Source organism: Prauserella alba, from assembly GCF_024171735.1.
Taxonomy (GTDB): domain Bacteria; phylum Actinomycetota; class Actinomycetes; order Mycobacteriales; family Pseudonocardiaceae; genus Prauserella; species Prauserella alba.
Genome location: NZ_JAMTCH010000011.1, coordinates 14,345 through 35,026, shown reverse-complemented (window position 1 = coordinate 35,026; position 20,682 = coordinate 14,345). Strand labels below are relative to the sequence as shown.

The 20,682-nt window shown below is 69.3% G+C and carries 21 protein-coding genes and 1 riboswitch; of the genes, 11 read left to right on the top strand and 10 right to left on the bottom strand.

Annotated features, from left to right (window positions below; translation table 11 throughout):
* Window positions 1-181 precede the first annotated feature (181 nt).
* The 4 genes from pstC to LY12_RS25695 are packed head-to-tail and all read left to right on the top strand — an operon-like array spanning window position 182 to window position 3,228.
* Window positions 182-1,129, top strand: coding sequence for a phosphate ABC transporter permease subunit PstC (pstC, locus tag LY12_RS25710; protein ID WP_253860066.1), 948 nt, complete (start codon window positions 182-184; stop codon window positions 1,127-1,129).
* Complete coding sequence (gene pstA, locus LY12_RS25705) at window positions 1,129-2,214, top strand: phosphate ABC transporter permease PstA (protein ID WP_253860065.1); 1,086 nt, start codon at window positions 1,129-1,131, stop codon at window positions 2,212-2,214. The genes pstC and pstA overlap by 1 nt, the downstream gene beginning before the upstream one ends.
* A 26-nt stretch (window positions 2,215-2,240) precedes the next feature.
* On the top strand, window positions 2,241-3,020 hold the full coding sequence (pstB, locus tag LY12_RS25700) for a phosphate ABC transporter ATP-binding protein PstB (protein ID WP_253860064.1): 780 nt from the start codon (window positions 2,241-2,243) through the stop codon (window positions 3,018-3,020).
* 46 nt (window positions 3,021-3,066) lie between these two features.
* Window positions 3,067-3,228 (top strand): hypothetical protein, encoded by a 162-nt coding sequence (locus tag LY12_RS25695; RefSeq protein WP_253860063.1) that lies wholly within the window; start codon window positions 3,067-3,069, stop codon window positions 3,226-3,228.
* A 163-nt stretch (window positions 3,229-3,391) separates the two neighbouring features.
* On the opposite strand, the gene LY12_RS25690 is transcribed toward LY12_RS25695, so the two are convergent.
* The 5 genes from LY12_RS25690 to LY12_RS25670 form a co-directional block, all read right to left on the bottom strand.
* A complete protein-coding gene (locus LY12_RS25690; RefSeq protein WP_253860062.1) occupies window positions 3,392-4,162 on the bottom strand; it encodes an ABC transporter ATP-binding protein in 771 nt (256 codons plus the stop codon).
* Window positions 4,159-5,205 (bottom strand): FecCD family ABC transporter permease, encoded by a 1,047-nt coding sequence (locus LY12_RS25685; protein ID WP_253860061.1) that lies wholly within the window; start codon window positions 5,203-5,205, stop codon window positions 4,159-4,161. Before LY12_RS25685 ends, LY12_RS25690 begins: the two co-directional genes overlap by 4 nt.
* Window positions 5,205-6,245 carry an ABC transporter substrate-binding protein gene (locus tag LY12_RS25680; protein WP_253860060.1) on the bottom strand — a complete coding sequence of 347 codons (1,041 nt, stop codon included), beginning with the start codon at window positions 6,243-6,245 and terminating at the stop codon, window positions 5,205-5,207. The genes LY12_RS25685 and LY12_RS25680 overlap by 1 nt, the downstream gene beginning before the upstream one ends.
* 55 nt (window positions 6,246-6,300) lie before the next feature.
* Window positions 6,301-6,510, bottom strand: a riboswitch (cobalamin riboswitch).
* A gap of 38 nt (window positions 6,511-6,548) precedes the next feature.
* Entirely contained in the window at window positions 6,549-7,463 is a 915-nt protein-coding gene (gene mshD / locus LY12_RS25675) for a mycothiol synthase (protein WP_372493646.1), read from the bottom strand.
* 139 nt (window positions 7,464-7,602) lie between these two features.
* Window positions 7,603-8,382: a response regulator transcription factor gene (locus tag LY12_RS25670; RefSeq protein WP_253860059.1), complete on the bottom strand. Its 780-nt coding sequence runs from the start codon at window positions 8,380-8,382 to the stop codon at window positions 7,603-7,605.
* Window positions 8,383-8,701: 319 nt separating this feature from the next.
* Between LY12_RS25670 and LY12_RS25665 the strand changes: the two genes are divergently transcribed.
* From LY12_RS25665 to LY12_RS25645, 5 genes are all read left to right on the top strand, one after another.
* Window positions 8,702-9,604 (top strand): LmeA family phospholipid-binding protein, encoded by a 903-nt coding sequence (locus LY12_RS25665; protein ID WP_253860079.1) that lies wholly within the window; start codon window positions 8,702-8,704, stop codon window positions 9,602-9,604.
* 78 nt (window positions 9,605-9,682) lie between these two features.
* Window positions 9,683-10,216 (top strand): TlpA family protein disulfide reductase, encoded by a 534-nt coding sequence (locus LY12_RS25660; RefSeq protein WP_253860058.1) that lies wholly within the window; start codon window positions 9,683-9,685, stop codon window positions 10,214-10,216.
* Between the two features lie 221 nt (window positions 10,217-10,437).
* Window positions 10,438-10,875 (top strand): DUF4395 domain-containing protein, encoded by a 438-nt coding sequence (locus LY12_RS25655; protein ID WP_253860057.1) that lies wholly within the window; start codon window positions 10,438-10,440, stop codon window positions 10,873-10,875.
* Window positions 10,876-10,996: 121 nt separating this feature from the next.
* On the top strand, window positions 10,997-11,842 hold the full coding sequence (locus tag LY12_RS25650; RefSeq protein ID WP_253860056.1) for a sulfurtransferase: 846 nt from the start codon (window positions 10,997-10,999) through the stop codon (window positions 11,840-11,842).
* A 1-nt stretch (window position 11,843) separates the two neighbouring features.
* Window positions 11,844-12,149, top strand: coding sequence for a DUF1416 domain-containing protein (locus LY12_RS25645; RefSeq protein ID WP_253860055.1), 306 nt, complete (start codon window positions 11,844-11,846; stop codon window positions 12,147-12,149).
* 253 nt (window positions 12,150-12,402) lie between these two features.
* Here LY12_RS25645 and LY12_RS25640 read toward each other — a convergent pair whose 3' ends face one another.
* From LY12_RS25640 to LY12_RS25625, 4 genes are all read right to left on the bottom strand, one after another.
* Window positions 12,403-14,451 carry an ArnT family glycosyltransferase gene (locus LY12_RS25640; protein WP_253860054.1) on the bottom strand — a complete coding sequence of 683 codons (2,049 nt, stop codon included), beginning with the start codon at window positions 14,449-14,451 and terminating at the stop codon, window positions 12,403-12,405.
* Window positions 14,448-15,701: a bifunctional glycosyltransferase family 2/GtrA family protein gene (locus LY12_RS25635; RefSeq protein WP_253860053.1), complete on the bottom strand. Its 1,254-nt coding sequence runs from the start codon at window positions 15,699-15,701 to the stop codon at window positions 14,448-14,450. The genes LY12_RS25640 and LY12_RS25635 overlap by 4 nt, the downstream gene beginning before the upstream one ends.
* 65 nt (window positions 15,702-15,766) lie before the next feature.
* A complete protein-coding gene (locus tag LY12_RS25630; RefSeq protein WP_308292175.1) occupies window positions 15,767-17,197 on the bottom strand; it encodes a sensor histidine kinase in 1,431 nt (476 codons plus the stop codon).
* A 79-nt stretch (window positions 17,198-17,276) separates the two neighbouring features.
* Window positions 17,277-17,999 (bottom strand): response regulator transcription factor, encoded by a 723-nt coding sequence (locus LY12_RS25625; protein WP_253860051.1) that lies wholly within the window; start codon window positions 17,997-17,999, stop codon window positions 17,277-17,279.
* Window positions 18,000-18,121: 122 nt separating this feature from the next.
* Between LY12_RS25625 and LY12_RS25620 the strand changes: the two genes are divergently transcribed.
* Complete coding sequence (locus LY12_RS25620; protein WP_253860050.1) at window positions 18,122-18,736, top strand: hypothetical protein; 615 nt, start codon at window positions 18,122-18,124, stop codon at window positions 18,734-18,736.
* Between the two features lie 123 nt (window positions 18,737-18,859).
* Here LY12_RS25620 and LY12_RS25615 read toward each other — a convergent pair whose 3' ends face one another.
* Entirely contained in the window at window positions 18,860-19,417 is a 558-nt protein-coding gene (locus tag LY12_RS25615) for a pyridoxamine 5'-phosphate oxidase family protein (RefSeq protein ID WP_253860049.1), read from the bottom strand.
* Window positions 19,418-19,630: 213 nt separating this feature from the next.
* Between LY12_RS25615 and LY12_RS25610 the strand changes: the two genes are divergently transcribed.
* The gene (locus LY12_RS25610; RefSeq protein WP_253860048.1) at window positions 19,631-20,680 is read left to right on the top strand and encodes a hypothetical protein; all 1,050 of its coding nucleotides are present in this window, start codon (window positions 19,631-19,633) and stop codon (window positions 20,678-20,680) included.
* The last annotated feature ends 2 nt before the right edge of the window (window positions 20,681-20,682 follow it).

Sequence of the window (20,682 nt, the reverse complement as noted above, 5' to 3'; positions counted from 1 at the left end):
CACCCGCCGGAAAACGTCGCATTCGCGAGAACGGGCGACCCCGCGTGGCATGCCCGTACGGTCCGGGTGGTCTCCTCGACGATGAGGTGACCACCCGGACACGCGCGTGTAAGGAGACTTGTTCGTGAGACAGGTTGTGCGCCACCGCGGCGGCCGAACGCAAGAACGGAAGGAATAGAACGTGGCTTCCACTACCGAGGCCCCGCCCCGGAAGGACCGGGCGCCGCAGCGTCCGGGGGACCGCATCTTCGCCGGTATTTCGACCGGCTCCGGTGTGCTGATCCTCCTGGCGCTCGCGGGTGTCGCGGTCTTTCTGGTGACAGAGGCGTGGCCTTCGCTCACGGCGCCGGCCGAGGACATCCCGGGCGGTGAGGGCCTCGCCCTCTACATCTGGCCACTGCTGTTCGGCACCCTGATCTCGGCGGTGCTCGCGCTGGTCATCGCCGTGCCGCTCGCCGTCGCGATCGCCCTGTTCATCACCCACTACGCGCCGCGCAGCATCGCGAAGGCACTCGGCTACGTCATCGACCTGCTCGCCGCCGTGCCGAGCATCATCTTCGGCCTGTGGGGCATCAACGTGCTGGCGCCCGTGACGGTCGATCCGACGACGTGGCTGTCCGAACACCTCGGCTGGATCCCGTTCTTCGCGGGCCCCGCGTCGTCGACGGGCCGCACCATGCTGGTGGCCATCATCGTGCTGGCGGTGATGGTGCTGCCGATCATCACCGCGGTCGTGCGTGAGGCGTTCACGCAGACGCCGAAGCTGCACGAGGAGGCCGCCCTGGCGATCGGCTCCACTCGCTGGGAGATGATCCGCATGGCTGCCCTGCCGTTCGCTCGCTCGAGCATCATCGGTGCCTCGATGCTCGGCCTCGGCAGGGCTCTCGGCGAGACGATGGCCGTGGCCATGGTGCTGTCGGCCTCCGGCGGTGTCTCGTTCAACCTGATCAGCAGTGAGAACCCGCCGACCATCGCGGCGAACATCGCGCTGCAGTTCCCCGAATCGAGCGGTATCGCGATCAACACGCTGATCGCCTCGGGACTCGTGCTGTTCGCCATCACGCTGGTCGTGAACATGATCGCCCGCGCGGTGATCAACCGGCGCAAAGACTTCTCCGGAGCCAATTGATGTCCACTTCGACCACGACTCCCGAACAGGACCCGGAGCTGCACACGCCGCTCGGCGGGGTCCCGCTGACGGCCGGTCAGCTACCGCGCGGTGCAGCGCCGGGCATGCTCGTCGCGTCGGCAGTCGCGGGGCTGCTGCTGTGGCTGCTGGCCGGCTGGGCCATCGTGCCGTGTGCACTGCTGGCAGCGGCCGCCTACGTGGTGATCGTCTACACCTGGTCGCGCGCGGTCGAAGGGCCGCGTAAGGCCACCGATCGGCTCGTCACGGCGATCGTGTCCGGCGCCTTCCTGCTGGCGCTGCTGCCGCTGATCTCCGTGCTCTTCACCGTCGTGTCCAAGGGCCTCGAACGATTCGATGCCGAGTTCTTCACGTACTCGATGGTCGGTGTCACCGGCGAGGGCGGCGGCATTTACCACGCCATGATGGGCACGCTCATCATTACCGGCTTGGCCGCGTTGATCTCCGTGCCGATCGGGATGCTGACCGCGATCTATCTCGTCGAGTACGGGCGCGGCAAGCTCGCCAAGGCCATCACGTTCTTCGTCGACGTGATGACGGGTATCCCGTCGATCGTCGCCGGTCTGTTCGCGTACGCGCTGTTCGTGATGATCTTCGGACCGGGTGTGCGCATGGGCATCGCGGGCGCCGTCGCGCTGAGCGTGTTGATGATCCCCACCGTCGTGCGTTCGACGGAGGAGATGCTCAAGCTCGTTCCGAACGAGCTGCGGGAAGCCTCGTACGCGCTGGGCGTGCCCAGATGGCGAACCATCGTGAAGGTCGTGCTGCCGACAGCGCTGGCCGGTATCGCCACGGGTGTGACCCTGGCGATCGCCCGCGTCATCGGCGAAACGGCGCCATTGCTGGTCACCGCGGGACTGACCGACGGTGACAACTTCGATCCGTTCGACGGCCGGATGACGACGCTGTCGGTGTACTCGTACTACGAGTACGTGAGCCCCGGCCTGTTCGCCGAGGCGTCGTTCGATCGTGCGTGGGGCGCCGCGCTGGTGCTGATCATCATCGTGATGGTGCTGAACCTCATCGCCCGGATCATCTCCAAGCTGTTCGCCCCGAAGACCCGCTGACGGCCCGGAAAGAGTAGGAAGTAACTGTGGCTAAGCGCATCGAGGTCAAGGACCTCGACATCTACTACGACAAGTTCCTCGCGGTGCAGGGCGTGTCGATGACGATCCAGCCGCGATCGGTCACGGCGCTGATCGGGCCGTCGGGCTGCGGCAAGTCGACCTTCCTGCGCACCCTCAACCGCATGCACGAACTCGTGCCGAACGCGCGGGTCGAGGGTTCGATCGTCATGGACGACGACGACTTGTACGCCCCCAGCGTCGACCCGGTGAACGTGCGCCGCCAGATCGGCATGGTGTTCCAGCGGGCGAATCCGTTCCCGACGATGTCCATCTACGACAACGTCGCCGCCGGACTCAAGCTGAACAACCGGCGGCTGAAGAAGTCCGAAATGGACGATCTCGTGGAGCGGTCGCTGAAGTCGGCCAACCTGTGGGAAGAGGTCAAGGACCGCCTGCAGAAGCCGGGTTCGGGCCTGTCGGGCGGTCAGCAGCAGCGGCTGTGCATCGCGCGTGCCGTGGCGGTGCAGCCCGAGGTGCTGTTGATGGACGAGCCGTGCTCGGCGCTCGACCCGATCTCCACGCAGGCCATCGAGGACCTGATGCTGGAGCTCAAGGCCAACTACACGATCGTCATCGTCACGCACAACATGCAGCAGGCCGCGCGGGTGTCCGACACCACCGGATTCTTCAACCTGCAGGGCGTCGGCAAGCCCGGTGAACTCGTGGAGATCGACGAGACGACGAAGATCTTCTCCACGCCGTCGCAGAAGGCCACGGAGGACTACATCTCGGGCCGCTTCGGCTGAGCCACCACCCCGCCTCCGCCCGCGTGTCCTGCACTCGGGGAACGCCGTGTTGCGCTTTCCGGGGCCCGTGTTGCGGGTTCCAGGGGCCGTGTTGCAGCGTTCCGGCCGCCTCCTCGGCGGTGCGGCCTACGACATGTCCATGGACGTGTTCCGCGCGACGACTGCCGAGTTCGCGAAGTGGGAGGCGTTGAGCAGGCAGGATGACTGACAGGGAGCCGGCGTGCAGGACGCCTGCACGAGTGCAGGACACGCGGGCATGAGTGCAGGACACGCGCCCGGAATCTGCAACACCGGCCCCGGGAACTGCAACACGCGCCCCGGAACCTGCAACACGGCCCCTGGGAACTGCAACACGGCGAGTGCCGCGCGCGTCAGGAGCGGATGAAACGCACGTGGGGGTGGCCTTCGGGGCTGGTCGTGACCTCGGCCTTGACGTTGTAGACCTGCATGATCAGCGATTCGGTGAGGACGTCGTCCGGTGGGCCCGCGGCGACGACGACTCCGCCGTCGAGCACGAGGATGTCGTCGCAGTACGTCGCGGCGAGGTTCAGGTCGTGCAGGGCGATCACGGACGTCGCGGGCAGCCCGCTCAGCAGGTCGAGCAGCTCGAACTGGTGCTGAACGTCGAGGTGGTTCGTCGGTTCGTCGAGCAGCAGTTCGCTCGGACGCTGTGCCAGTGCACGCGCGATCTGCACCCGTTGCCGTTCGCCGCCGGACAGGGTCTGCCAGCGCTGGTCGGCCTTCGCGGTCATCCCGGTCTGCTCGAGGGCCTCGTGGACGGCCGTCTCGTCTTCCGCCGACGCGGACAGCCACGCGCGCCGATGCGGTACTCGCCCGAGCCCGACGACGTCGCGCACCGTCAGCGGAATCTGCGTGTCGGAGTGCTGCTCGACGACGGCGACGCGGCGCGCCAGCGCTTTCCGCCCGAACTCGGTGATGTCCTGGCCGTCCATCGTGACCCGTCCTGACGACGGCGGTGTCACGTTCGCGAGTACGCGCAGCAGGGTCGACTTGCCGGAACCGTTGGGGCCGAGCACGCCGACGGTCGATCCCGCGGCGGGCGACAGACTGACCCCGTCGAGTACGAGGCCGCCGCCGAGTTGCTTCGACACCCGGTGGGCGGCCAACCCGGAAGCGGTCATTGCACACCTCGCGAGCGGTAGAGGATCAGCACGAAGGCCGGCACGCCGATCAACGCCGTCACCACGCCGACCGGGATCTCCTGCGGCTGGAGCACGGTTCGCGCGACCGTGTCGACCCACACGAGTAGGACCGCACCGGTCAGTGCGCTCACGGGCAGCAGCCGCGCATGCCCGGGGCCGGTCAGGATGCGCGCAGCGTGTGGCAGCACCAGGCCGACGAATCCGATCGCGCCGACGGAGCTGACGAGTACGGCGGTCAGCAGGGCGGTCACCGACATCAGCACCACGCGGGTCCGCGCGACCGCGATGCCGAGTGTCGCCGCCGCGTCCTCGCCGAACGCGAACGCGTCGAGCGAGCGCGCGTAGCCGGCACACACCGCGAGCGCCGCCGCCAGTGCGAGGGCACCGGTCGCGACCTCCGGCCAGCCCACGTTCGCCAACGACCCGAGCAGCCAGAACAGCACGCCGCGGGTCGTCTCGGCGTCGGCCGAGGTCAGCACGATGAACGACGTCAAGGCCGACAGCAGCTGCATCACGGCCACGCCCGACAGCACGACACGGTCGGTGGTGCCGCCCAGCGTGTGGCTCAGCATCAGGACGAGAGCGAACGAGGCCACCGCACCGAGGAACGCGCCGCCCGCCATGGAGAGGACACCGGCGCCAGCGCCGAGCACGATCACGAGCACCGCACCGGTCGAGGCGCCCGACGAGACGCCGAGGATGAAGGGGTCGGCGAGTGGATTGCGCAGCAGCGACTGCATCACGACACCGCACACGGCCAGTCCTGCACCGCACACGGCGGCCATGAGCGTCCGTGGCATCCGCAGGTCCCACACGATCCCGTCGCGGAGCACGGACAGTGTGGAGTCGCCGATGCCGAGGTGGTCGGCCACGCTCGCCCAGACGTCGGCGACCTCGATGTCGGCCGGGCCGATGGTCACCGCCACGGCGATGGAGAGCAGCAGCACCACGCCGCCTGCCAGCAGTACCGCGGGCAGCCGCGAACGCTGCCGCAGTGGCTCGCGTACGGGTGCCGTCGTCATCAGTCGGCCAACCCGAACTCACGCAGTTTGCCTGCGAGCTTTTCGGCGCCGGCGACCATGCGGATGGAGGGGTTCAACGCCTGGCCGGACAGCTGCACGAAGCGCTCGTTCTTCACCGCAGGCAGGTTCTTGGTCACCGGGTGGGACTCGAGGAAATCGATCTTCGCCTTGCCGCTCTCGGCTGTCTGCGATCGGCGGGTCAGGTCGCCCAGCACGATGACGTCCGGGTTGCGTTCGGCGACGGTCTCCCAGTTGACCTGCGGCCATTCGCCCTTGGTGTCGTCGAAGGCGTTCTTCGTGCCGACGGTGTCGGTGATGATCCCCGGCGAACCGCAGCAGCCTGCCATGTAGGGCGCCTCGGAGTTGGCGAACCAGTACATCACCGACACGTCCGAAGCCGTGGTCTCGCGCACCTTCCGCAGTCGCTGCTTGAGGTCGGCGACGAGCTCTTCGCCGCGCTGCTCCACGTCGAAGATTTTGGCGAGGTCACGGATCTCGCCGTAGAGCATGTCCATCGTGAGCGGTTCCGTGCGGATACCGTCGCCGTCGCCGCTGTTGTCCTTGCCGATGCAGTCGGTCGGGGACAGATAGCTCGCGACGCCGAGATCACGGAACTGCTTGCGGGTCGCCACGCCGCCGACGCCGAGTGTCGACTGGAAGGAGGCGGTCACCATGTCCGGTTCGACGTCGAGCACGGTTTCGAACGAGGGTGCGTTCTCCGCCAGTCGTGGGATGTCGGCGCCCTCCTCCTCGAGCTTCGGCAGGATCGGGTCGGTCCACGTGGCGGTGCCGGCGAGCCGGTCGCCGAGGCCGAGGGACAGCAGGATCTCGGTGCTGCCCTGGTTGAGGGACACGACCCGCTTCGGCGGCTCCTCGACGCGCGTGACCTGGCCGCAGTTGTCGATCGTGCGCGGATAGCCCGGCGCGGCCTGCTGCTCGGCCTCCGGTCCTGCGCCGCACGCGGCCAGTCCCACGAGGGCGCTGAGGCACGCGGGCACGGCGACGAACTTGCGGAAGGGGGAGCGGTGGAGGATGGTCACGGCTGTTCCCTGCTGTCGAGGGCCCATACGCGGAGCCCGAGCGGACGAGGTCCCGACGGAACGTCGGGGGCCAGCAGGTCTTCGGACTCGGGGTCGTCCGGCCGGAACGCCTTCCCGCCGCCCGCCCGGGCCGTTGCGGCGCGTGCCAGGCTGCAGTGGCGTATGTTCCGGCCGTCACCCTCACCGCTGCGCGTCAGTTCCGGATTCGCACCGGATTCCCTGACTCACGTCACCCGTGAGCGCGGCTGGCCTCGTGCGACGCTACCACCGGACGGCAGGTGACCGGCCGTCACGTGCGCACCCTCACCTTTCGTCGGCCGTCGCGTACTGAACGTCCACTTCGTACGGTGTGAACCCCAGCCTGCGATACACCGCAACGGCGGGAGCGTTGTCGCCTTCGACGTAGAGGATGACCTGGCTCAGCCCGCGTTGGGCGAGGTGCCGCAGGCCCGCGACGGTCAGCGCGCGGCCGAGTCCGCCGCCCTGGGCCGCCGGGTCGACGCCGACGACGTACACCTCGCCTGCCGCCTTGCCGCCGAATTTCGCCGGGTTCGGTGGATGCACCTTCGTCCAGTGGAAGCCGATCACCGAACCCGCCTGTTCGGCCAGGAAGAACCCGTCGGCGTCGAACCAGTCCTCGCGCTCGGTCGCGGCGAGGTCGTCGACGGTGAGCGCTCCCTGCTCGGGGTGCCAGTGGAAGGCACGCGCGTTGACGTCGACGACGGCCTGCTCGTCGGAGCCGGGCGTGAACGTGCGCAGGGTGACGCCTTCGGGCAGCGCGGGCTCCGGCCAGTCGGCGTCCGCCGCGGCGACGTGCATGATGAGCAGTTCGCGGCTGCGCAGCAGGCGGTGACGTTCGGCGAGCCTGGTGGCACCCGGCTGGTCGCCGTGTGCCCACACCCGCAGGTTCCGCGGGTACTCCGCGAGCAGCGCCTCGGCCAGTGCGGCCCCGTAGCCGCGGCGGCGGTGATCGGGGTGCACGACGAGTTCCGCGACCTGCCTCCCGAAGGCGTCGCCCGCCACGTCGACGTGGCAGACGCCGACGAGGTCACGGTCCGCGGTGCCCAGCAGGTAGCGGCCCCCGGAGAACTCGCCGGGAAGCGGGCCGTCCGGTTCGACCTCGGGTTTACCGTCGACGCCGCGCGCCGCGGTCAGCAGCGCGCGCACCGCCGCGGTGCGTTCGTCGTCCAGGTTCTCGGCCCAGTGCAGCTCCAGCATGCCCGACAGGCTAGCCGGGTGGACGTTGCCGGTGCCGTCGTCGTCCGGTTCGTGGGAGCCGGGTTCGTCAGCGCCCGGAGTACTCTCAGCGGCCGGAGTGTGCTCAGCGTCCGGAGTGTGCTCAGCGGCCGGAGTGTGCTCAGCGTCCGGAGTACTCGGAGCGTTCGGCGGGAACGGGCCCCGCGACGGGCCCGGCGAGGTGCCCCCCGCTGGGGTTACCTCCTTTTACCGGCCCGGTCGACTTGGCCGGACGCTCGAACTTGTAGCCGACGTTGCGCACGGTGCCGATCATCTGCTCGTGCTCGGGGCCGAGTTTCGCGCGCAGTCGCCGCACGTGGACGTCCACGGTGCGCGTGCCACCGAAGAAGTCGTAGCCCCACACCTCTTGCAGTAGCTGAGCGCGCGTGAACACACGGCCCGCGTGCTGGGCGAGGTACTTGAGCAGTTCGAACTCCTTGTACGTGAGTTCGAGGGTGCGCTTGCGCAGCCGGGCGGTGTAGGTGGCCTCGTCGATCACCAGGTCACCCACACGCAACTCGGCGTCGACCTGGGGTGCGCCGCCGTCGCGGGTCGTGGCAAGGCGCAGACGGGCGTCGACCTCGGCGGGACCGGCGGTGGGCAGCAGGATGTCGTCGGTACGCCACTCCGAGTTGACGGCGACGAGTCCGCCCTCGCCGACGACCGCGATGACCGGCGTCGCCGCTTCCTCGTCGCCTGCGCCCTTGAGCAGCCTGCTCAGGCTCTTGGCCGATGCGAGGTCCGAGCGTGCGTCCAGCAGGATGACGTCGCGGTGTCCGGCGTCCAGCAATGCGGTGACCTCGGGCGCGCGTACGCGTACCGTGTGCGGGAGCAGATCGAGGGCGGGCAGCACCGAGGTGGCGTCGGATTCCGCAGTCAGTACCAGCAAGTCCAGGCTCATGGCCACCGCCTCACAATGTTTTGAGCGCCTCGGGTCGGGCTCGGGCTGGTTGTCAGTGACAATAGCGTCGACGCCCCGCGGGTGTCTGCAGTCGTGAAACGGGCATCACAAATCGTGAAACGAGCAGCACGTGGAACGGGCATCACACAGCGCCGTGTTTACGATTCGGGTGTCCTCGTGTGCATTGTGTATCGGGGATGTGTCGCACCCTGCCGTTTCCAGTGTCCGCCAGAACCCGCCAGACGCCGATTGAGAGCCGCTTGTGAGTGACACCGTGTCCACACCCTCCAAGTCGTCCTCGCCACGCTCGGGGCGCCGCGTGCGCAGGATCGTGACGGTCGTGCTCGTGGTGGTGGCCGTCCTGGTCGGTGTCGATTTCGCAGGCGCGGCCTTCGCCGAGCACACGGTGTCCCAGAAGGCGCGGCAGCAGCTGGGCCTCGACAGCGACCCCGAGGTGGGCATCGGCGGGTTCCCGTTCCTCACGCAGGCGATCTCCGGCGAGTACGGCCACATCACCGTGGAGGCGAAGTCGGTGCCGGTGCAGGACGTGCTGCAGGACGTCGACGTCAAGGCCGAGCTCTACGACGTCGACGCCCCGCTGTCGGACCTGACGCAGGGCAACGTCGACAACGTCACGATCGACCGGGTCGAGGGCGAGGTCACGCTGAAGGCCAGCGACATCAACCGGGTCAGCCCGCTGGACAACATCCAGGACCTGCAGATCGCCTCGTCCAGCGAGGCCTACGTGCGCAACGGCGAGGGCTCCGGTGAGCAGGCCACCGACTCCGACGACAGCGCGAACACCGGCGGTGACGCCGACAACGCGCCAGGGGCGGGGTCCGGTGACGGGGAAGGCTCCGGCGGGGACCCCGTCTACGGCCCGGACGGTGACGACAACGACGACAGCTCCGCGGGCGTCCGCCTGTCGGGCAAGGTGCAGGTCGCGGGCGTGGAGCAGGAGATCTTCGCGTTCGCGATCATCCAGCTCGACGGCTCCACGGTGAAGATCACCCCGCACCGGTTGCAGTTCGGGAATGACCAGGACACGACCGTTGTTCCCCGGGCTGTGCAGCAACAGCTGCTGCCGAGCTTCGAGGCGGACATCAACGCGGGCGACCTGCCGTTCACCGTGACGCCGACGGCGGTGGTGGCCACGCCGGACGGCATCACGGTGCGCGGCGAGGCGAAGAACGTGAGGTTCGCGGGCGGGAACGCGGGCTGACGCGTCGCCCGCCCGGCGGTGGTCACGACGGGTCACGATGGCCACGACGGGTTGCGGCGGTCACGACGGGAGGAACGGATGACGGGATTGATCGTCGCCGGGGTGACGATCGTCGCCGCGGTCGTCGTCGGCCTGGTCGTGCGTTCCCGCAACGGGCGGATCCGTCGGTCCGGCGGCGGCACGGTTGCCGGGAGCGCGCCGGACGGGGCGCGGCCGGACGGCGGTTCGGCCGATGGTGGTGCGCTGGCCGGGCTGCCGGCCGACGTGCGGGATGCGCTCGCCGAGGAGCCCGCGGACGTGACACTGGTGCAGCTCTCGACGACGTTCTGTGCCCCGTGCCGGCACGCGCGGGCACTGCTCACGCACATCGCGGAAGGCGCCGACGGCCTGCGCCACGTCGACCTCGACGTCACCGACAAGCCCGGCATCGCCCGCGACCTCGGTGTGCTGCGCACGCCCACCACGATCGCCTACGCCCGATCGGGTGCGGAGCTGCTGCGGGTGTCCGGCGTGCCGAAACGCGAGGAACTGCTCACTGCACTGGAACCCCGGCTAGCCGGCGCCGAGCGGCCCGCGACGGAACCTCCCGACGGCGGGCGTCCCACAGAATGAACACGGTTCCCGCTCCTGGGAACCCTGAGTAGGCTTGCCGCCGTGGACAGGCCCGATTGTCACCTCCTCGCGCTGGGTGTCGCACTCACCCAGCGGCGCGCGGTTGACTTCTGCCGCGTGCGTAGCAGCCTGTGTACGTCGGCTCACGCACCGAGTCGGCAGTGCGCGCGCAGCTCGAGTCGCTGACTCCGCCGCAGGAGACAGCCAGTCCAGGAGGTGTCATGTCCGCCCAGCCAGCGGTCGATCCGCGTGGTCCCCGGTTCGCCGCGATCGTCACCACGGTCGTGCTGGTGGTCGTGCTCGCGACCGGCTGGTGGCCGCTGCTGGCTGCGCAGACGGTGGTGTTCGCGATCGGCGCGTTCGTCGGGCTGAAACCCGCGCCGTACTCGGTGCTGTACCGGCTGCTGGTCGCGCCGCGGCTGCAGCCGACCGACGAGCGTGAGGACGCGGCGCCGCTGCGGTTCGCCCAGGTGGTGGGGTTTGCGTTCGCGCTGGTGGGAACCATCGGGTATGCCTTCGGCGTGACCGCGCTCGGCATCGTCGCCACGGCGCTGGCCCTGTTCGCGGCATTCCTCAACGCGGCGTTCGGCTTCTGCCTCGGTTGCGAGATGTACCTGCTGCTGCAGCGCCTCTCGCCGCGAGCGGGGAGCGCCTCGTGAGAGGTGCCGGCCGCGCCACCCGGTCCGCCACATCGCGGGCGTTACCACCGACATCAGCAACGACATCAGCAACACCGACAGCCGCATCCGAACACGAGTAACAGAAAGTGAGTTCCGCTCCATGAGCCGTGAAGACGTCCTGGTCACTACGCAGTGGGCCGAGGAGAACCTGAACACCCCGGGTGTCGTGTTCGCCGAGGTCGATGAAGACACGACCGCGTACGAAGGCGGTCACATCCCGGGCGCCGTCCGGATCGACTGGAAGACCGAACTGCAGGACCAGGTCCGCCGTGACTTCGTCGACAAGGCGGGCTTCGAGAAGCTGCTGTCGGCCAAGGGCATCTCGAACGACGACCTCGTGGTCCTGTACGGCGGCAACAACAACTGGTTCGCGGCGTACGCGTACTGGTACTTCAAGCTCTACGGCCACGACAAGGTCAAGCTGCTCGACGGCGGCCGCAAGAAGTGGGAGCTCGACGGCCGTGACCTGGTCAAGGAGGTTCCGGACCGCCCGGCCACGGACTACAAGGCCGCCGACCAGGACCTGTCGCTGCGTGCCTTCCGCGACGAGGTCGTCGACGCCATCAACACCAAGAACCTCGTCGACGTGCGTTCGCCCGACGAGTTCTCCGGCAAGCTGCTCGCCCCTGCGCACCTGCCGCAGGAATCGGCGCAGCGTGCGGGTCACATCCCGTCGGCGCTGAACGTGCCGTGGGCCCAGACCGCCAACGAGGACGGCACCTTCAAGACCGCCGACGAGCTCAAGGAGCTCTACGAAGAGGCCGGCCTCGACACGTCCAAGGCGACGATCGCCTACTGCCGCATCGGCGAGCGCTCCAGCCACACGTGGTTCGCGCTGCACGAGCTGATGGGCCTGAAGGACGTCAAGAACTACGACGGTTCGTGGACCGAGTACGGCTCGCTGGTCGGCGTGCCGGTCGAGACCGGTTCGAACGGAGGCAACTGACATGACGGACGGATGCGGAGCTCCCGAGCAGTCGGCGGTCGTCACCGGTGAGGACACCGGCGACCAGGTCGTCGTCGCGGGCAAGGTGACCGGCGGCGAGGGCGCGCTCGGCGGCGCCTACGTGCGGCTGCTCAACGCCGACGGCGAGTTCGCGGGCGAGGTCCAGGCCTCCCCCGAGGGCGACTTCCGGTTCTACGCCGCGCCGGGCGAGTGGAAGGTGCGTGCCCTCCACCGCAGCGGCAACGGTGAGGCCACGGTCGACGCGGCGGGCCCCGGCCTGCACCAGGTGACGATCGCGGTCGCCTGACGCCGCTCGGACTCACAGCGAACGGGTACGGCCCCCGAGGTGCACACTTCGGGGGCCGTACCCGTACCGCGCCCGCGTCCCCCCCGACCCCGTGTTGCGCATTCCGGGGCCCGTGTTGCGGTCTCCGGGGCGCGTGTTGCGGATTCCGGGTGTCGTGTTGCGAGTTGGCGCTCCGGTCAGAGCCTCGCCTCGCTCGGGCATGCCTGGGCGGTGCCGGATTTTCGACACCGCCCAGGCCGGCAGTCGTGGAGTGTCACCGCAGTTCGTAGACCGTGACTCCGCCGATGGTTGTCTCCTCGAAATGGTCCTCCACCCATGAGCTGATCTCGTTGCCGGAGCCGCCACCGGGTCCGCCACCGAAACCACCACCCAGGCCGCCGCCACCGGGGCCATCGCCACCGAACCCGCGGTCGCCGGCCTGCCCGTCGGCTTGCCCGTCATTCGTGCCTCCGGTCCCTTCGTCGGGAGCGGTGTTCTGGCCAACGCCGGTCGGTATACCGCCGCCGGGGCCACCACCCATCCCCATACCGCCTCCGCTCACGAAGTAGGCGATCCGCCCTTCCGCCACCCACTGCTTGAACTGCTCGAGCGTCGGGGCCGGATCGCCGCCGTTGAACCCGCCGATGGCGATCACCGGACGTCCGGAGGCGAGCTGCAGACCTCCCTGCCCCTGCGCGCCCACGGCAGCCGCGGCCCAGTCGGTGTCGGTGTCCTGCAGCGCGGCCACCAGCTCGGCGTTCGCCGTCCCCGTGCCCGGGCCACCCTGACCACCTTGTCTGCCCATCATGTCGGTGCCGTCACCCGAAGGTCCGGACATCGGCAGCGAACCGGTGTGCGGGACCGATGCCGTCTTCTGCGCGTATGCAGCCGTCGCCGACAGCCCCGCCAGCGCGGTCACCACGGCGACCACCACCGCGGCTCTGCGGAACCGGTGCGCGCCGACGGCGATCGCGGTCGCAGCGAGGACGCCCAGTACCAGCACGAGCCACCGCAAGGCCGGTAGCCAGTCCGGGGTCCGTTCGAGCAGCACGAACGACCACGCCCCGGTCACCGCGACCATCGCCGACAGCGTGATCCGCGCGGGCAGGTGCTCCCGTCCGCGCCACAGTTCGCGTACGGAGATGCCGATCAACCCGGCGATCCCGGGTGCGAGTGCGACCACGTAGTAGGGGTGGATCGTGCCGGACATGAAGCTGAACACCAGCATGGTGCCGACCGTCCAACCGCCCCAGAGGATCAGCGAGGCGCGGGTGCGATCCGTTCGCGGCGCACGCCGGGTGAACCACAGACCCGCGACGAGACCGACCAGCGCTGCAGGCAGCAGCCACGACACTTCGGTACCGAAAGACGTATTGAACATACGAAGGATGCCGGTCTCGCCGCCGAACGCTGACCCCATGCCGCCACCGCCGGGGCCACCGCCGCCCGGGCCGGCACCTTGACCCAGGATCCGGCCGAGTCCGTTGTAGCCGAGGGCCAGTTCGAGCTCCGTGTTGTTCTCGGAGCCGCCGATGTACGGCCTGCTCGCCGACGGCCACAGGTCGACGAGTGCGACGAACCAGCCAGCCGAGATGATCACGGACGCCCCTGCTCCGAGGAGTTGCAGCAATCGTTTCGGCAGTGACACCGGAGCGGCGACCAGGTACATCAGCGCGAACGCCGGCAGGACGAGGAACGCCTGCAGCATCTTCGTCAGGAAGCCGAACCCGATCGCAGAACCGGCGAGCAGGATCCAGCGCCACTGTCCTTTCTCGACGGCACGCACCATGAAGTACGCCGCGAGCACGAGCAGGAACACCAGCAGCGCGTCGGGGTTGTTGAAGCGGAACATCAGCACGGCGACCGGAGTCAGCGCGAGCGGGCCGCCCGCGACCAGGCCCGCGATCGGGCCGGAGCAGCGGCGAACGGCCGCGTACAGCAGAGCCACCGACCCGACACCGAGCAGCGCCTGCGGCGCGAGCATGCTCCACGTGCTGAACCCGAAGATCCTCCCGGACAAGCCCATCAGCCACAGCGACGCGGGCGGCTTGTCGACCGTGATGACGTTGCCCGCGTCCAGCGAACCGAACAGCAGCGCCTTCCAGCTCTGCGTGCCGGCTTGCACGGCCGCGGCGTAGAACGAGTTTCCGTATCCCGTGGAGCCGAGGCCCCACAGGTACAGCACGGCCGTGCCGATGAGCACCACTGCCAGCGCGGTCCACTCCCATCGCGGCCTGCCACGGCCGCTCGTCGCCGCGGCGGCCTGCGTGGCCGGTGCGGTCGTCGGTCGCATGCGCTCGACCACGCGTGTCGCGGCGTTCATCGGCCTGCCTCCTCGGAATCGGTGGTGGGGCGGAAGACCCAGCCCCGGAAGAGCAGGAATCGCATGATCGTGGCGAGCAGGTTGGCGCCGACGAGTGTGGCGAGTTCGAGGGTGCGGCTCGGCTGGGTCACGAGTTCGAGCATGGCGAGCGATCCGCTCGTCAGGCCGAGGCCGAGCCCGAAGACGACGAGTCCCTGGATGTGGTGGGTCGGTGCGCGGTGGGCGCCGCGCACCCGGAACGTCAGCCTGCGGTTGGCCGCCGTGTTACCGATCGCGGTGAGCAGCAGCGCCGACAGGTTGGCGGCTTGAGCGCCGACGCCGAGGCGGAACAGCAGGTACAGCACCAGGTAGGCCAGCGTGCTGGCGACGCCGACCGCTGCGAAGCGCACGAGCTGCCGGGCCAGGGTCTCCGGGACGCCGTCGGCCGACACGGGGCGCGGGGCTCGGCCGAGCTGGGCGCGTAGCCGTGCGACCGGTACGGAGCCGGTGACGGTGCCTCGCAGGAGACGCACGATGCCCTTCAGGTCGGCGACCGCGGTAGAGACGATGTCCACCCGGGAATCGGGATCGTCGACCCAGTCGACCGGCACCTCGTGGATCCGCAGGTCCGCACGCTGGGCGAGCACGAGCAGTTCGGTGTCGAAGAACCACGCCGGGTCCGTGACGTGGGGCAGCAGTTCGTTCGCCATGTCGGACCGAATCGCTTTGAAACCGCACTGGGCGTCGGAGAATCGGGCGGCCAGGGTGCCGCGCAGCAGCAGGTTGTAACAGCGCGAGATGAACTCCCGCTTCGGCCCGCGAACCACGTTCGACCCGCGGGCGAGCCTGCTGCCGATCGCCACATCCGAGTGTCCGGAGATCAGCGGCGCCACGAGTGGTGCGAGTGCGGCGAGGTCGGTCGAGAGGTCGACGTCGAGGTATGCCAGCACCGGAGAGTCCGAAATGGACCAGACGTGCCGCAGCGCCCTGCCGCGTCCCTTCTGTTCGAGGCGGACGACGCGGACTTCGGCGAGCCGGCCCGCGAGCTGTTCGGCGACCCGTGGCGTGTCGTCGACGCTGGCGTTGTCGGCGATGGTGATCCGGAACGTGTAGGGGAAATCGCTGCCGAGATGCTCGTGCAGGCGGCGAACACACGGTTCGAGGTCGGTTTCCTCGTTGTACACCGGCACCACCACGTCCAGCACCGGCGCAGGACCGTCGGTGCCGACGCGTTCGCGTCGTCGGTCTGGTTCTGTCTGGATGGCCGTCATGCACCCCACGTTCGGCCGCTGCGCTGGGCCTCGCGTGTGTCGCGGCTGTGCGCCGGCTGTGCGTGTCAGTTCGCGGGCAGCCGCACGGTGAACACGGTGCGGCCCGGTTCGCTGTCGAGGTCGACCGTGCCGCGATGGGCGCCCACGACGGCACTGACGACAGCCAGTCCGAGCCCGGTGCTCCCGGTCGCCCGTGACCGGGAGGCCTCGCCGCGGGCGAAGCGCTCGAACACGATACCGGCGAGGTCGCCAGGGATCCCGGGGCCGTCGTCTGCGACCGACAGCGTCACCCCTTCGTCCGAGGCCGACAGCGCCGCCGTGACCGTTGTGCCTTCGGGCGTGTGTTTGCCCGCATTGGACAGCAGATTGGCGATCACCTGGTGCAGCCGTGCCTCGTCGCCGCGGATCGTCACCGGTTCCGGTGGCACGTCCAGCCGCCACCGGCGGCCGGGCATCGCGACCGTGGCGTCCCCGACCGCGTCGACGACGAGCGCCGACAGGTCGACCTCGTCGGTGGCGAGCGGCCTGCCAGCGTCGAGACGTGCCAGCAGCAGCATGTCCTCGACCAGCGTCGTCATCCGTCCCGCCTCGGATTCGATGCGCCGCAGCGCATGCGTCGTCTCGGCGGACAGGCTCTCGTCGGACCGCCGGATGAGCTGGGTGTATCCACTGATCGAGGCGAGCGGTGTGCGCAGCTCGTGGCTCGCGTCGGCGACGAAGCGGCGCACTCGCATCTCGCTCTGCTGTCGCGCGTCGAGCGCATCGCCGACATGCCCGAGCATGCGGTTCAGTGCCGCCCCGACCCTGCCGACCTCGGTTCTGCCGTCACTGTCCACATCGGGTACGCGGACCGGAAGGTCCACCTCCCCGGTGTGCAGCGGCAGCTGGGTGACTTCGCCTGCGGTGTCGGCCATCCGTTCGAGCGGACGGAGTGTGCGGCGGACGACGAAGGCTCCGGACACGCCGGTCACGGCCAGGCCGATCAGTGACACTCCACCGAGGATGAGCCCAACGCCGAGCAGTGTCTCGTGAATGTCGTCGAGTGGCAGTCCGGTGATCACGACGTCGCCGAGTTCGTTGCGCAGCGCGGAAACGCGATAGTCGCCGAGATCGCCGAGCGAGACCGTCCTCGGCTCCCCGTCGACGGGGACGTCCAGCAGGTCAGCCTCTGCCGGGCTGCCGAGCGGCCGCGGGTCACCGTCATCGCCGAGCATGCTGGCGTGGACCAGCGAACCGTCGACGACCAGGCCGGCGATCGTGCCCGGCGACACGCCGCGCGCGTTGAGCGGATCGGGCGGCGGCCCCGCAGGCCGCGGCGTGTCGGGGCCGCGGCCGGGGCGGTCGAAGACCTGGACCGCACGGTCGCCCGCGGAACCGAGCTGCTCGTCGAGCTCGTGCACCAGGAACGCGCTCAGTGCGATCTCGGTCACCACACCGATGATCAGGCAGATCACGGCCAGCAGTGCGAGCAGTTCACCGATCAGCCTCGCGCGCAATGACCGGGGTGGCCTCCCGCGCAGGGAGCGGCGGGACGTGCCGCGGCGTGGCCGTCGTAGCCACCGCGGCCGTGCCCGGTCAGCCGGCGGGCTTGAGGACATACCCGGCCCCGCGCATCGTGTGGATCATCGGTGTCCTGCCCACGTCGATCTTCTTGCGCAGGTACGAGATGTACAGCTCGACGATGTTGGCTTGGCCCCCGAAGTCGTAGTTCCACACGCGGTCGAGGATCTGCGCCTTCGACAGCACGCGGCGGGGATTGCGCATGAGGTATCGCAGGAGTTCGAACTGGGTGGCGGTGAGGTGGATGGCGTCGCCACTGCGGGTCACCTCGCGGGTGTCCTCGTCGAGCACGAGATCGCCGACGACGAGTTGCGACCCGGACGCCGTGGTCAGCGCTCCCGTGCGGCGCAACATCGCCCGAAGCCGAAGCAGGACCTCCTCGATGGAGAACGGCTTCGTGACGTAGTCGTCCCCGCCGGCGGTGAGCCCGGCGATGCGGTCCTCGACCGCGTCCTTGGCCGTGAGGAAGAGGACCGGCAGACCGGGGTGGTCGGCGCGCATGCGGCGAAGAACCTCGAGCCCGTCGAAATCGGGCAGCATGATGTCGAGCACCACGATGTCGGGCCGGAACCCGCGTGCCGCGGCGACCGCGCTCATGCCGTCCGCCGCGGTACGTACCTCCCATTTCTCGTAGCGCAGCGCCATCGACACGAGCTCGGCGATCGCCGGTTCATCGTCCACCACGAGGGCGCGGACCGCGGGGTTTGCGCCTCGCGCGCCGGTGTGTTCGCTGGTCATGGGCTCATCGTCGCGGATGTGATTGGGATCTGCCTGTGGAGAACCTGTGCGCGAGCTGTGTGACAGGAGGCTCATGGCGCAGGCACAGCTCGCGCACAGTTCGCCGGGGCACGGTGAGCGACATGAGCGAACGAGACGAGACGCCACAGACCTGGGGTGCGCCGCCCGTGTCCGGCCCACGGCGCTGGACGGCGCGGATGACCGCCGCCGCGGTGGCGGCCGGAGCCGGGATCGCCGGGGCGAGTGGCTTGGCCGTGTGGGCGGGCACGAGCGCAGATTCCGGAGGTGAGGACGCTTCCGGCGGCATGCGGGGAATGCCCGGCGGCATGAACGGCGGTCCCGGAGGAATGAGGGGCGGCTTCGGAGGTATGCAGGACAGCCCGGCAGAGATGCAGGGCGGGGTGACCGACGCCCTGCACAGCGAGTCCGTTGTCGAGGTCGACGGTGGCTACGAGACACGGCTGACACAGACGGGGTCGGTGACGTCGGCCGGAGCCGATTCGGTCACGGTGCGCAGCGCGGACGACCACACCGAGACGTACACCATCGACGCCGACACGGCGGTCACCGGCGGATCCGAGGACGCCGGGGAGCTCGCCGAGGGCTCGACCGTCACGGTCACCGCGACGGTCGAGGAAAACACGGCCGTGGCGACCACGATCGGGAACGGCCGGTCGCGGGGTGGCCCGTCCCAGGGCGGCGACGGTGGAACTTCCGGTGCCGCCCCGCCCGGTTGACCTGGCGGGCGGACGTGTCACGCCGGGGTGTCGTCGGGGGGCGCCCCGGCGTGACGTTGCGGGCCGGCCGTCGACCGTGCGGTGCTGCTGCGCATCGTCGTCGGATCCTCCCCGCGTGCGTTGTCATTCCCGGTTCGGGCCACCGCGCCCGTCGCCTGCCATGCGTCGCGAGTCGTGACTGGCGACGATCTCGGTGGGCGCCAGTTCCAGGACGACACGCCGTGGACTGGACAACAATCGCAGGAACCGGTCGGTGCCCTCGGGAGCGAGTCTGCGGGCGAGTATCGGCAGGAGGTCGGCTACCGCGGCGGGATCGCGGTGCACGGTGACCTCGCCCCGCACCGACAGCATCCGCCGCCCCGCCAGGTCCGTGCCCGCGTTCGACACGACCACGCACGCGCGCGGATCTCGGTCGACTCCCCGCACCTGGGTGCGGCCGTCGACGCTCGTGAACCAGAAGCGCCCGTCGTCGTAGGCGAAGCTGAGTACGACGGCGGCGGACGCGCCGTCCTCGGCGGTGAACACGAAGGTGCACTCGGTCTGCGTCGCGAGCAGCTCGGCGCGGGCGTCGGCGGTCAGCCGGGCTCCCCTGAGATCCTCGAGGTCGCGGGTCCCCACCGGCGGTGGTGCGGCGCCGCCGGGGCCTCCACGGCCGGTCTCGTCACCGTGCACTGCGACCACCGTCCCTCCTGTCGCGCCTCCACCGTGCGCACAGACACGAGTATTGATTATCATAATTATGCGGCGGGTGTCACGGTGCGGGCCTCGTGCGTGCCCGTGTACGCAGCGTCGCCGCGTCCGTGTGAGTGCCATCCGTAAGTACCGAATCCGGCGGGGAATCGCCGCGAAGGCCTTACCGTCGTCATTGGCCCCGCCATCCTGCCTGGAGGGACGATGACGAGCTCGCGGAACAGGACCTCGTGTCACGGCACCCTGCGAAACAGGGCGCGGAACCGGGCACTGTCGACGTTGTCGGGTGCCGCACTCGTCACCGGCCTCGTGGCGGCCCCGGCGTCCGCACTCACCGCCGACACCACTGCCACCACCGACACCGCCGGGCCCGCGGGAGCGGTGCGCTCCGACGTCGGCACCGCCGGGATCGAGTGTGAGACCGCGATGGGCAGCGATCCGTTCTACCCCGGCGAATCGGCGTCGCAGATCTACGACGACCGCTACAGCCGCGGAGCCGCGGTGCCGTACCTCGACGACGGCTTCACTCCGCAGGGCCTGGGTCACTGGGAGAACTGGGACGGCAGCGGTAGCGACCTGTTGCTGGTCACGGCGTACAAGAGTGGTGAGCATTCGCGCATCTACGGCATCGAGTCCGGCAGCGGTGATCACATCGGTTCGGTGGACATCGACGAGGCGCACGTCGGCGGGATCGTGGTCGCGGGCGGCTGGGCGTTCGTCCCGGGTGACGGTTCCGACCGCATCCGCAAGTACGACCTGGGCGAGCTGAGGACGGCGATGACCGAGGCCGGCATTCCTAATCTCGCGCAGACCGGCACGTCGCAGCCGGTGCCCGCGGCGTCGTTCCTCGGCTCCGGCGGTGACACGCTGTACTCCGGCAAGTTCAACGAGACCGGTCGCGGTTACATGCACGGGTACTCGATCGCCGGCGACGGCACGCTGACACAGGGGACCGAGTACGAGGTGCCGAAGAAGACGCAGGGCATGACGGTCGCCGGTGGTGAGTTCATCTACAGCACCTCGTACGGCCGGACGAACCGCAGCAACATCTACACCGTCGACGAGGGCGCCACCGACATCGACCCTTCCGCGACGTGCTACCGCGCTCCGAGCATGTCCGAGGGTGTGACCGACCACGACGGGCGGCTCTACGTGCTGTACGAGTCGGGCTCATCGAAGTTCACCGATCCGGGCCCGCGCAACGACATCGGGCACCTGCATGAGGCCGACGTCGCCGACGCCATCGACTTCTGAGG